The organism is Nocardia crassostreae, from assembly GCF_001613405.1.
GTDB lineage: Bacteria > Actinomycetota > Actinomycetes > Mycobacteriales > Mycobacteriaceae > Nocardia > Nocardia crassostreae.
Window position 1 is genome coordinate 22,320 of the sequence record NZ_BDCH01000031.1, and the last position, 11,772, is coordinate 34,091.

The 11,772-nt window shown below is 68.0% G+C and carries 11 protein-coding genes; 2 read left to right on the plus strand and 9 right to left on the minus strand.

Annotated features, from left to right (window positions below):
• Nucleotides 1–17: 17 nt before the first annotated feature.
• On the minus strand, nt 18–713 hold the full coding sequence (locus tag NC4_RS30665) for an HAD family hydrolase (RefSeq protein WP_067545282.1): 696 nt from the start codon (nt 711–713) through the stop codon (nt 18–20).
• Between the two features lie 87 nt (nt 714–800).
• Here NC4_RS30665 and NC4_RS30670 point away from each other — a divergent pair, with 87 nt between their 5' ends.
• Complete coding sequence (locus NC4_RS30670; RefSeq protein WP_067545285.1) at nt 801–1,601, plus strand: ABC transporter ATP-binding protein; 801 nt, start codon at nt 801–803, stop codon at nt 1,599–1,601.
• Nucleotides 1,602–1,616: 15 nt separating this feature from the next.
• On the opposite strand, the gene NC4_RS30675 is transcribed toward NC4_RS30670, so the two are convergent.
• Nucleotides 1,617–2,210, minus strand: a complete 594-nt coding sequence (locus tag NC4_RS30675) for a TetR/AcrR family transcriptional regulator (protein WP_067545288.1) — start codon at nt 2,208–2,210, stop codon at nt 1,617–1,619.
• A gap of 78 nt (nt 2,211–2,288) precedes the next feature.
• Here NC4_RS30675 and NC4_RS30680 point away from each other — a divergent pair, with 78 nt between their 5' ends.
• Nucleotides 2,289–3,128, plus strand: a complete 840-nt coding sequence (locus tag NC4_RS30680) for an NAD(P)H-binding protein (RefSeq protein WP_067545291.1) — start codon at nt 2,289–2,291, stop codon at nt 3,126–3,128.
• A gap of 93 nt (nt 3,129–3,221) precedes the next feature.
• Here NC4_RS30680 and NC4_RS30685 read toward each other — a convergent pair whose 3' ends face one another.
• The 7 genes from NC4_RS30685 to mihF all read right to left on the minus strand — a co-directional run bounded on the left by NC4_RS30685 (nt 3,222) and on the right by mihF (nt 11,131).
• Entirely contained in the window at nt 3,222–4,652 is a 1,431-nt protein-coding gene (locus NC4_RS30685) for a carotenoid oxygenase family protein (RefSeq protein ID WP_067545293.1), read from the minus strand.
• Nucleotides 4,653–4,713: 61 nt separating this feature from the next.
• Nucleotides 4,714–7,089 (minus strand): primosomal protein N', encoded by a 2,376-nt coding sequence (locus NC4_RS39530; protein WP_245722042.1) that lies wholly within the window; start codon nt 7,087–7,089, stop codon nt 4,714–4,716.
• Nucleotides 7,090–8,304: a methionine adenosyltransferase gene (gene metK, locus NC4_RS30700; protein WP_067545296.1), complete on the minus strand. Its 1,215-nt coding sequence runs from the start codon at nt 8,302–8,304 to the stop codon at nt 7,090–7,092. It abuts the gene before it with no gap.
• A 232-nt stretch (nt 8,305–8,536) separates the two neighbouring features.
• Nucleotides 8,537–9,757 carry a bifunctional phosphopantothenoylcysteine decarboxylase/phosphopantothenate--cysteine ligase CoaBC gene (gene coaBC, locus NC4_RS30705; protein WP_157555329.1) on the minus strand — a complete coding sequence of 407 codons (1,221 nt, stop codon included), beginning with the start codon at nt 9,755–9,757 and terminating at the stop codon, nt 8,537–8,539.
• Nucleotides 9,758–9,826: 69 nt separating this feature from the next.
• Nucleotides 9,827–10,093: a DNA-directed RNA polymerase subunit omega gene (rpoZ, locus tag NC4_RS30710; protein ID WP_029924434.1), complete on the minus strand. Its 267-nt coding sequence runs from the start codon at nt 10,091–10,093 to the stop codon at nt 9,827–9,829.
• A gap of 125 nt (nt 10,094–10,218) precedes the next feature.
• Nucleotides 10,219–10,800 carry a guanylate kinase gene (gene gmk / locus NC4_RS30715; protein ID WP_067545302.1) on the minus strand — a complete coding sequence of 194 codons (582 nt, stop codon included), beginning with the start codon at nt 10,798–10,800 and terminating at the stop codon, nt 10,219–10,221.
• Between the two features lie 7 nt (nt 10,801–10,807).
• Complete coding sequence (gene mihF / locus NC4_RS30720) at nt 10,808–11,131, minus strand: integration host factor, actinobacterial type (protein WP_033086940.1); 324 nt, start codon at nt 11,129–11,131, stop codon at nt 10,808–10,810.
• Nucleotides 11,132–11,772 lie beyond the last annotated feature (641 nt).

The window sequence follows — 11,772 nt, forward strand, 5'->3', positions numbered from 1 at the left end:
ACCGACTGGTTTGGAGTTTAGTGGCGGCCGTTCACCAGGCCGCGAGAGCGGACCACCTCGGCGAGGGCGGCGGGGCGATCGACGGTCGGCAGCGGGTCGACCAGGGCGAACTCACAGCCGAGAACCGTTGCGCCGCCATCCGCTTCGAGGCTGTCGCCCACCATGAGCGCGTTCTCCGGAGCGATGCCGAGGCGTTCCAGCGCGGAACGGAAGATGCGCTCGTCGGGCTTCATCGAACCCACCTCGAAGGAGAGGGCGAAATCGCCGATATATCGATCCCATCCGCGGCTGGTCAGGGCCGGACGCAGGTCGAAGGCGATATTGCTGACGACGGCGACGGCCAGGCCGTTCTCGTGGAGCGCTCGCAGCACCTCGCCGGTGTCCGGGTACGGCGTCCACGCCAGGGGGTCGAGCAGCTTCTCGTACAACTGCTTGGCGGGGGTCTCGGGCACGCCGGAGCGCTCCAGCACCTGGAGATAGGCGGTGCGATGCAGCGCCGGATCGAGATCGCGGTTGTCCCAGGCATATTGGCCGTCCTCGTCGAATTCGACGAGCTGTTCCGCGGGAGCGGTCATGCGCCGCATGATCTCGGTGACCTCGTGGGTGTCCAGTGCGCGCCCGTCGTTGTCGGTGAGCTCGACCTCGCGGAACTGCGCCTCCTCGAGCCGGAACAAGGTGCCGGAAAAGTCGAAAAGCACTGCCTCGATCGCCATATCGCCACCCTACACAGCGCACGCTCAGCTACCCGATCTACAGTCAACACTCCTCAACTTGTCTGAGGAGTTTGCTACAGTGTCGGAATGACGGACTCCCCGGTGCTCCACGTCGACGCGGTCGATTTCGTGCGCGACGGAAACCCGATCCTGCAAGGGGTTTCACTCGTCGTGCATCCCGGCGAGCACTGGGCGCTATTGGGGCCCAACGGCGCCGGGAAGACCACGCTGCTGCACATGCTCGGCGCATTCGAACACCCCACGCGCGGCGCGGTTTCGGTGCTCGGCCATCGACTCGGCCGGGTCGATATGCGCGCGCTGCGCGCCGCCATCGGCCACGTCGACCCGCGCCATGCGCCGCCCACACCCCTCACCGTGCACGAGGCCGTGCTGACCGGGGTCACGAATACCGCTGCGCTGGTACCGCGTTGGCGGCCGACCGCGGAACAGCTCGCCGAGGCCGATCGGCTCATCGACCTGCTCGGCCTGTCCCACCGCCACGACGCGCCGTGGCCGATCCTGTCCCAGGGTGAACGCGGTCGCGCGTTGATAGCCCGTGCCCTCATGCCGAGCCCGCGGCTGCTGCTGCTCGATGAGCCCGCCACCGGATTGGATCTCGCGGGCCGCGAACAACTCCTGGATCGCGTCGACCGTTTGCAGCGCGCACACCCGGATCTGGCATCGGTGCTGGTCACGCATCATTTGGAGGAACTGCCGCCTGGGACGACGCTTGCGCTGCTGCTGCGCGCCGGGCAAGCGGTAGCCGCCGGACCGGTGGAGCAGGTGGTCACCACCGAGCACATCAGCGCCTGTTTCGAGCATCCGGTCCGGATCGTGCGCGCCGACGGCCGGTGGAGCGTGCGCCCCGCCCAATCCGCGTACAGCTGAACAGTATCCAGCGCCTCACACCGTCGCGGCGAGCGAGTCGATCCAGCGTTCCAGCCGGTGCCCTTCCGCCGCCATCATGGCGGGATCACGAAACGTATTGGTGAGCAGGGAGATCCCCTGGTACGACGCGAGCAGCGCCACCGCCAGCTCCCCCGCGTCATCGCGGCCCATAGCCCGGAACTGCACCTCGATCCAGTCCAGCATCCCGCGCATGACCTCGGCCAGTTCCTGATCCAGCCCGTCCGCGCACTTGTCCAGCTCGGTGGCGAGAGTTCCCGTGGGGCAACCGTATTCGGCCGCCAGATCGCGCTGCTCCACCCAACCGCGGACGAGGCCCTTGAGTCGCCCGGCCGGGTCGGCATCTTGTTCGAGGACAGCGATGACCTCGCGCAGGGTCAGCGCGTGCGCGCCGATGGCGGCCTGGATCAGCTGGTCCTTGGTCTTGTAGTAGTAGTAGACGTTCCCCACCGGCACCTCGGCGACCTGGGCGATATCGGCGATGGTCGTCTTCTCCACACCCCGCTCGTAGAAGACCTGCGCCGCCGCCGCGGCCAGCCGCTCCCGCTTACCGGCCCGCGGAGCTCCCGCTCGAGTCCCTGAGTTAGTCACCCAACTGACTATAGACAATCGCGTGGAGATGCCCTACGGTTCGTTGTTAGTCAGCTAACTAACTCAGGAGTGAGACAGATGATCGTGGTGACCGGAGCGACCGGAAACGTCGGACGCGAACTGGTGCGCATGCTCGCGGACGCGGGCGAGCAGGTGACGGCGGTATCCCGCCGGACGGCCGCGGACCTGCCCGACGGTGTGCGGCACGTGGCCGCCGACCTGACCGATACGCCGAGCCTGGCCACGGCGTTCGAGGGCGCGAAGCGGCTCTACCTGCTCTTCGCACAGGGATCTTTCGAAGCCGATGTGCCGGGCATTCTCGCGGCCGCCGCGGCGGCGGGAGTGCGGCGCGTCGTGCTCCAGTCCTCGCAAGGCGTCGCCACCCGGCCGGACAGCGTGTCGCACGGGCAGTTCGGCAAGGCGGTCGAGGTCGCCGTCCAGGAGTCCGGGCTCGAGTGGACGATCCTGCGGCCGGGCGGTTTCGATTCGAACATGTTCGCCTGGGCCGATCAGGTGCGCACCGAGCGCACCGCCGCCGCGCCTTTCGGTGACGTCGGCATTCCCTTCGTCGATCCCGAGGACATCGCGGCCGTGGCCGCCGTCGCACTGCGCGAGGACGGCCACGCCGAGCGGATCTACACCCTGACCGGTCCGGTCGCCGACACCCCGCGTGAGCGGGCGGCCGCGCTGACCGAAATCCTCGGCGAGCCCGTGGAATTCCTTGAGCAGACCGCCGCCGAGGCGCGCGAGCAGATGCTGCACTTCATGCCGCCGGAGGTCGTGGACACCACCCTCGCCGTCCTCGGGCGGCCGACGGAGGACGAGGTACGCATCAGCTCCGACATCGAACAGGTCCTGGGCCGTGCCCCCTACCCCTTCGCCACCTGGGCCGAGCGCAACATCCCCGCCTTCCGCTGAGGCAGCGCGCGGGTTCACACCCCTTATCCCCGGTACACACCCCGAAACGACGTCCGCAAGGGGTGTGAATCGACCGGAAGGGGTGTGAACCGGTTATGTTGCGGGTAGCCAGTTGCCGTGGAATCCGGCGGGTACCCGGTGCGGCAGGTGGATGCTCGCGACCGTCTCGAGGGTTCCGGCGTCCAGGATGGCGAGATCGCTGCGATCGGTGGCGGCATCGTAGACGAATCCCATGAGCACGCCCTCGTCCTCGGCGGCATCGGCGGCGGCGGGCTCGAAGACGAATTCGCCCAATTGCGTTCCCGGACCGAATGATCGGGAAGCGGTCGTCCCGTTGATCAGATCGTGCTTGTACAGGGTGGATTCGCCGCTCAAGCCCGGGCCGACCGAGGGCGCGTAGCCGAAGCGGTGCCGCTTGCCGATCAGGCGCTCGTCGATGCGCGGGAATTCCTGTGCGCGATCGTCGAAACGGGACTGGCGCACCTTGCCCGCGACGAGATCGACCTCCCAGCGGTCCAGGGCTGGCGCGCCGTCATCGGGGCCGAAATGGTTGGTGTCGAACATCTTCGGATAGCGGACCGCATCGAGCACGAGGGTGTCGCCGTCCTCGTAGGCGTTCATGGGATGGAAGATATAGCAGGGTTCCACCTCGAACCAGCGCACCGCGTCCGCCGAGCCCGTGCGCGGCATGACCCCGACGCGCGCCGGATACTTCGGATTCCAGCTGTAGGGCAGCCGCCGGTCGCGGGGCGGCTCGGACGGGCGCGGCGGGCTGGGGATGCGCACCCGGCCGATGAGGGCCGACAGCAGCAGTCGCGCGGGCAGCCGCAGCCAGCGCGGCGCCGCCATCTCGGCGACCGTGCCGACATCGAAGGTGACCGGCAGATCGTAGAACACGACGTAGTTCTCGGTGAGTGAGAAGTCGTGCATCATCGGCGAGCCGCCGACCTCGATATCCACCGTGTGCCTGGCCCGCCCGTCGACCCCGATCACCGAGTACCGCACGGATTTCGGCCGCAGGAAGGAGTAGGACACCGCGTGCAGCTCACCGGTGGCGGGATCGCGCTTGGGGTGTGCGGTGTAGCCGCCGCTCAAGGTGCCGTCGAAATCGCAGACGCCGACGGTGTCCAGGTCCTCGGACAGCTCGTAGACGGGTCCGCCCGCTGCCACCAGCGCGAGCGTGCGGCCTGCGTGGCCGATCACATTGGTGTTCGCGCCGACGCCGAACGATCCGCGCGGGTCGGAGTGCACGGGTTCACCGAGTCCGAGCGAGGTCATGGGACCGCGCACCCAGCGATTGCGGTACCACTCGGCCCGCCCGTCGCGCAGCCGGATGCCGTGCACCATGCCGTCGCCCATGAACCAGTGGTAGAGCTGTGGATCGATCTCACCGATCGGATTGGGGCCGTTGCGCAGATAGCGGCCGTCGAGATGTGCGGGAATCGTCCCGCTTACCGGCAATTCGGTCAGAGTGAATTCGTGCTGGATCGGGGCGAAGCCGCCCTCGAGATAGCGATTGCCCACAGCAGGGCCTCCTACCTGGATATCAGCGTTATGCCCACCAGCCTAACGCCGTCACCGGAGGTCAGCCGATATCGATGGGATCGATCTGGACGCGCAGCGGGTCGTCGGAGTTGTGGGTGCTGCGCACCGCCTGCGCGGCCGTCAGCGCGCGAGCCAGGGCTGAGCCCGCCGATCGGTCGACGCGCAGGATCATGCGTTCGACCTCGGCCGGAGAATCCCCGCTGCTGAACGGTTTTCGCGCACCGAAGGGCAGCGGAACCGGCCCGAGGACCTCGACGAAATCGGGCAGCTTTGCCTCGGTGAGCAGTTCGGCGATGGAGTCGGTGGTGCCGTCGATGGCTGCCAGCCGGACAGCGGGCGGGAACCGGACCTCGGTGCGGCCCGACAGTTCGATCTGGGCGTGCCACACCGGATCCCAGCGCAGCAGCGCCTGCACGGTGGGCAGCGTGGGTTCGGCCATGACCAGGGCCTGACCCTTCGGACGGACCAGCGCGGTGGCAGACATCCAGCGCCGCAACGTATCCTCGGCCGCCCGCAGATCGGCCCGCCCCAGCAAGGCCCACCCGTCGAGCAGCAGCGCGACGCCGTAGCCCCCGGGCACGGTCGGTTCCGCGCCAATGGTCGCCACCACGACCTGCGGTCCGGGCGGCACCTCACTCAGCACATTCCCGCCGCCCGAACCCCGCACCGGCACACCGGGAAACGCCCGCCCCAACTCCTCCGCCGTCCGCGCCGCACCGATCACCACCGCGCGCAAGGCACGCGACCCGCACGTCCCGCATCGGAAGGCGGGCTCGGTCTTTCCGCACCACCGGCATGTCGGGCTGTGTGCCACCTCTCCGCGTGGCTGCGCCACGCTCGCGGCGACACCGACCTCCCTGGCGGAACGCCGACCACCGTCGCCACCCGCAGAACGCCCAGAACCACCACCACCGGCAGCACGGCCCGCGCCCTCGCCACGGGCGAAGCCCTCCACCGCATCACCAGCACTCGACCTCGCCGCGAGTGGCTTGGATCCGTTGTCCGGCAAGGCCAATGGGCCACTGCAGTGCCGACACCGGGCGGGCGTCCGGCATTTCGCGCACGACAGCGCCGGGATGTACCCCCTGCGCGGCACCTGCACGAGCACCGGAGCCCCCTCGGCCAGTGCACGTTTGGCCGCCATGAACGCCTCACCCGGAATCCGCACCGCCTTGGCGATCGGATCCCGCTCCAGCGCCACATCGGTATCCCCCGGCGCCTTGATCCGAGGCATGGCCGCCCGCAGATCAGCCCGATCCGCGAGCAGGTCATGCGCCCACCCGGATTCGACAATCGCCTGCACCTCGGCCGTCCGCGCAAACCCGCCCGCCACGAACGCCGCCCCCGTCTCGTGCGCCCGCAACATGGCCACCTCGCGCGCATGCGGATACGGCGCTCGCGGCTCCGCGTACGTATCGTCCCCGTCATCCCAAATAGCAATGAGACCAAGGTCTTTCACCGGCGCGAACACCGAACTCCGCGTCCCCACCACAATGCGCGCCGTCCCCCGCAGCGCCGCCAGCCACCGCCGATACCGCGCCGAAGGCCCCAACCCCGCCGCTAGCCCCGCCGCCGACTCCCCCACCAACGCAACGCATTCCCCGAGCACCCGATCCAAATCCCGCTGATCGGGCACCATCACGATCGCGCTGCGCCCACCCCCCACCACCACGGCAGCCATCTCCGCCAGCCGTCGCGCCCAATCCTCCCCCGGCAACGCCTGCCACCCCGCCCGCGGCCCCCGCCCCGCCGCCAGCGCAGCCAGAAACGACTCCCCGTGCACATACCTCCCCCAGCCTGGGAAGTCCTCCGCCCCATGCGTTACCGAAACACCCACCGCAACAGGCACATCGGGTACCGGACTGTTGACTTCCGCATTCGCCGCTACAGCTGAACCGGTGGCCGCGACAACATCGGACGAAATCTGATCCGCTACAACGTTGCTTCCGTCTCCGGATGCGTCACGTGACGCACCATCGTGAATGTCGGCCTCCGATGTGGTGGCCTTTTTGCGGCGGGACTTCGGCTTTGCGGGGGGCTTGGTGGCGCCCTCGGATTCGACCTTGGCGTGGCGGGGTGGGATGGCCAGGCGGAGGACGTCGGCGCGGGTGCCTGCGTAGCGGGCTGCTACCGCTGTTATGAGGCGGAGGATTTCGGGGGTGAGGACGCGTTCGGGGGAGACGACGCGGTCCAGGGGCATGAGTTTGCCCGTGTGGGGGGATTTTTCGAGGCGCTCGAGGATGTAGCCGTCGATGAGGCGGCCGGAGAAGCGGACTCGGACGCGGACGCCGGGTTGGGCGTCGGCGGACATCTCGGGGGGGACCACGTAGTCGAAGTCCCGGTCGAGGTGGGCCGGTTCCAGCAGCGGGAGCACCCGCGCGATGGGGTGTCCCGCCGCTGGTTCCGTGTGGGTCAATTACAGACCGGCGGCGGCGCGGAGCTTGTCCGCGCGGTCGGTGCGCTCCCAGGGGAGGTCCACGTCGGTGCGGCCGAAGTGGCCGTACGCGGCGGTGGGGGCGTAGATGGGGCGGAGCAGGTCGAGGTCGCGGATGATGGCGCCGGGGCGCAGGTCGAAGACCTCGCTGATGGCGGCGGAGATCTTGGACGGATCGATCTGCTCGGTGCCGAAGGTCTCGACGAACAGGCCGACTGGGGCGGCCTTGCCGATGGCGTAGGCGACCTGGACCTCGACGCGCTCGGACAGGCCCGCGGCGACGACGTTCTTGGCGACCCAGCGCATGGCGTAGGCGGCGGAGCGGTCGACCTTCGACGGGTCCTTGCCGGAGAAGGCGCCGCCGCCGTGGCGGGCCATGCCGCCGTAGGTGTCGACAATGATCTTGCGGCCGGTCAGGCCCGCGTCACCCATGGGGCCGCCCAGGACGAACTTGCCCGTGGGGTTGACCAGCAGGCGAATGTTGGAGGTGTCCAACGGATTCGGCAGCGCCAGCTCGGCGAGCACCGAATCGACGACCTTCTCCCGGATGTCGGGGGTGAGCAGGTTGTCGAGGTCGATATCGGCGGCGTGCTGGGTGGAGATGACCACCGTGTCCAGGCGCACCGGCTTGTCACCCTCGTATTCGATGGTGACCTGGGTCTTGCCGTCGGGACGCAGGTACGGCAGCACACCGGACTTGCGGACCTCGGTCAGACGCCGCGAAAGCTTGTGCGCCAGCGAGATCGGCAGCGGCATGAGCTCGGGGGTCTCGACGGTGGCGTACCCGAACATCAGACCCTGATCGCCCGCGCCCTGGCGCGCGATCTCGTCGTCCTCACCACCGACGCGGGCCTCGTGCGAGGTGTCCACGCCCTGGGCGATATCCGGCGACTGCGCGCCGATGGCGACGTTCACGCCGCAGGACGCGCCATCGAAACCCTTTGCGGAAGAGTCGTATCCGATCTCCAGGACCTTCTCGCGAACGATGGTCGGGATATCGGCGTAGGCCGAGGTGGTGACCTCTCCGGCCATATGCACCTGGCCGGTGGTGACCATCGTCTCCACCGCCACGCGGCTGCGCGGATCGGCCGCGAGCAACGCGTCGAGGATGGAATCGCTGATGGCATCACAGATCTTGTCCGGATGACCCTCGGTCACGGACTCACTGGTGAATAGGCGGCTGCCAGTCGTGCGCACAGTTGTTCCCTCTCCCTGAACGGGTTTCTCGTATCGGCCTGCGACAGTAGCGCCGCGGCGCCACTGCACAACCCTTTGTCTCAGACTATTCCAAACCCATGACCGCTTGGGCCACGTGCGTGTTCCCGCCACGCCGCACCTTGATGACGGTGCGTTCGCGACCCGGCCAGTGACCTGCCGGGTGTGGCGGGTGCGCCGAGGGCTCTCAGCGCGATACGGACGCCGAGGGCTCTCAGCGCAACAGCGGACCGAGTGCGTCCAGCACCCGGCTCGCCAACAGGGCCTTGGATCCGTGATCCAAGGCGATCTCGGTGCCGTCGGCACCGAGGAGCCAACCGTCGTTGTGGTCCACCTCGAAGGCCTTGCCCTCGCCGACGGCATTCACAACGAGCAGATCGCAGCCCTTGCGGGCCAGCTTGGCTCTGGCGTGGGTGAGCACATCGCCGTGCTCGTCACCGGTCTCGGCCGCGAAGCCGACGATCGCGGTGCCCGCGAGCAGACCGTCCCGGCGCGATTGCACCAGTCCGGCAAGAATATCGGGAGTCTTGGACAATTCGATCGAATTCGGTTCGACCGCACCCTTTTTGATCTTCGCGGCGGCCACGTTCACCGGCCGGAAGTCGGCCACCGCGGCGGCCATGATGACCGCGTCCGCGCCGAGCGCGTGCTTGTCGACGGCGACCTTGAGCTGTTCGGCGGTGGTCACGTGCACGACCTCGACACCGGCCGGGGGCTCCAGGCCGATGGTGTTGCCCGCGATCAGCGTCACGTGCGCGCCGCGCTGGGCGGCCACGCGCGCCAGGGCATAGCCCTGCTTGCCCGAGCTGCGATTGCCCAGGAAACGCACCGGATCCAGCGGTTCGCGCGTGCCACCGGCCGAGACGACGACCCGGCGACCTTCGAGATCGCGCGGAATCGCGTCGGCGCGCTCCTGCAGCAGCATGGCCAGGCCGAAGATCTCCTCCGGCTCGGGCAGACGCCCGGGTCCGGTATCGGCGCCGGTCAACCGGCCGTGCGCGGGCTCCATGACTATGGCCCCGTGCGCGCGCAGGGTCGCGACATTGGCGACGGTGGCGGGATGTTCCCACATCTCGGTGTGCATCGCGGGCGCGAACAGCACCGGACATCGGGCGGTGAGAAGTGTGGCGGTGAGCAGATCATCCGCGCGGCCGGAGGCGGCGCGCGCCATGAGATCCGCGGTAGCGGGGGCGATGACCACCAGATCGGCCTCTTGTCCGAGGCGGACGTGCGGCACCTCCGGCACATCGGCGAACACCCCGGTATTGACCGGATTGCCGCTGAGCGCCTCGAAGGTCGCCTTGCCGACGAACTGCAGCGCCGACTCGGTGGGAATGACGCGCACCTCGTGCCCGGTCTCGGTGAACCGGCGCACGAGGGCGCAACTCTTGTACGCGGCGATACCGCCGCCGACACCGACGATGACCCGGGTCACCGCATGCCCCGGGTGAATTCGTTCGTCACTACGCCTCCAGCGCCGTAGTAGAGCTGTCCTACTGGGGTCTTACTCGCCTTCGGAGTGTTCCAGCAGGTCGGCGTGGATCTCGCGCATGGCCACCGACAGCGGCTTCTCCTGCAGACCCGGCTCGACCAGCGGGCCGACATATTCCAGAATACCGTCGCCGAGCTGGTTGTAGTAGTCGTTGATCTGCCGGGCCCGCTTGGCCGCGTAGATGACCAGCGCGTACTTGGACGAGGTGCGCTCCAGCAGCTCGTCGATCGGCGGGTTGGTTAGGCCGACCGGAGTGTCGTATGCCGGGGCTGCCTTCATGTCCGTACTCACTAGAGAGGCTCCTGCGGGGTTGTCGTCGGAACGGATTCGAACCGGCCCCCTCCCCTGCTGATCGATCAAGAGAGGCGGGGAAGCCGGTGTGGTCGCGGCTCACCCGGACGGGCTTACCGCGATTTTGTGCTAACGAACAACGATACCAACCGCTCGCAGGCGCTGGTCACCTCGTCGTTCACGATGACGATGTCGAACTCGTCACATGCCGCCAATTCGGTCTTGGCGGTTTGCAGCCTGCGCTCTATGACCTCGGGCGATTCGGTGCCTCGCGATGTCAGGCGGGACGCCAGCTCGTCCCAGCTCGGCGGCGCCAGGAAGACCAGTTTGGCCTCCGGCATCGTCTTGCGGATCGAGCGTGCGCCCTCGAGGTCCACCTCGATCAAAACCGGGTGTCCGGAAGCGAGCGCCTCCCGGACCGGTGCGGCCGGGGTTCCCGACCGTTGCAACCCACCGTGGATATCGGCCCATTCGAGAAGTTCATCCGCCGCGATCATGGCGTCGAATGTCTCTCGGGAGACGAATCGGTAGTCGCGTCCGTCGACCTCCCCGGGCCGCGGAGCCCGGGTGGTGGCCGACACACTGAAAACCAATTCGGGGAGCCGTTCGCGCACGCAGCGCACGACGGTGGACTTGCCGACGGCCGAGGGGCCGACCAGTACTACCAGTCGACCCTTCCGAGTGTGTTCGACCACCCTCGGATTATTCGGCGCTGAAGTCGAACCGGGCCAGCAGCGCCTTACGCTGCCGGTCACCCAGTCCGCGCAGGCGGCGAGTGGGAGCGATTTCCAGTTCGCTCATGATTTCGGCCGCCTTGACCTTGCCCACCTTCGGCAGAGCCTCGAGCAGAGCCGACACCTTCATCTTGCCGAGAACTTCATCCTTCTCGGCATCGGCAAGGACCGTCTTCAGATCGGTACCGCCACGCTTCAAGCGCTCCTTGAGCTCCGCCCGAGCGCGGCGAGCAGCAGCCGCCTTCTCCAAAGCAGCGGCGCGCTGCTCGTCAGTCAGCTGGGGAAGGGCCACGGTTCCTCCGTCTCATCGTTCATTGCATCTACTCCCGCCGGTAACCCAGCGGTCTCAGCGACCGTACCCACGTCCCCTGGCGATTGCGAACCCACCCCCCAGGTCAGCGCGTGATTCCGGGCACGACCAGGCCGGACGGGCATTGCTGCGGGCTGCGTCCGACCGGGTGCGGAGCTCGCCTCGGCGCGGTCACGAATACCCTTGCAACCAGGGCGTTTTCGGGTTCGCGAGGGGTGGGCGCAGGAGTTGTGCGAGCACCCGCAGAAACCGTGACCGAGCTGTAATCACGCGACCTGGAACTTTCTCGGATTTATCGGCGTGTCGGGCGATTCCGCACCGCGTGTCGCGCATCACGCGGACCATTTGAACGACCCCCGGCCCACATGATGCACACCCGTAGTAATGGCCGATTCCGCCGCAGGTAGCGGCCTCGCAACCCCCTCCGAACCCGCCTTCCGCCCCCTGGAACGCCCCCTCACGGCCAAAACCACCCCACCATGAGTTTCCGGACGTTCCGCGGCACCGAAGCCGCGAGACGAGCACTCAGGACATATGTTCGATCCCCCCACTCCAATACTGGTCATCCGCCTTCCCAGCGGCACCCCACCCACCCCGCGATCCCCTCACCCCGCGATCCCCTC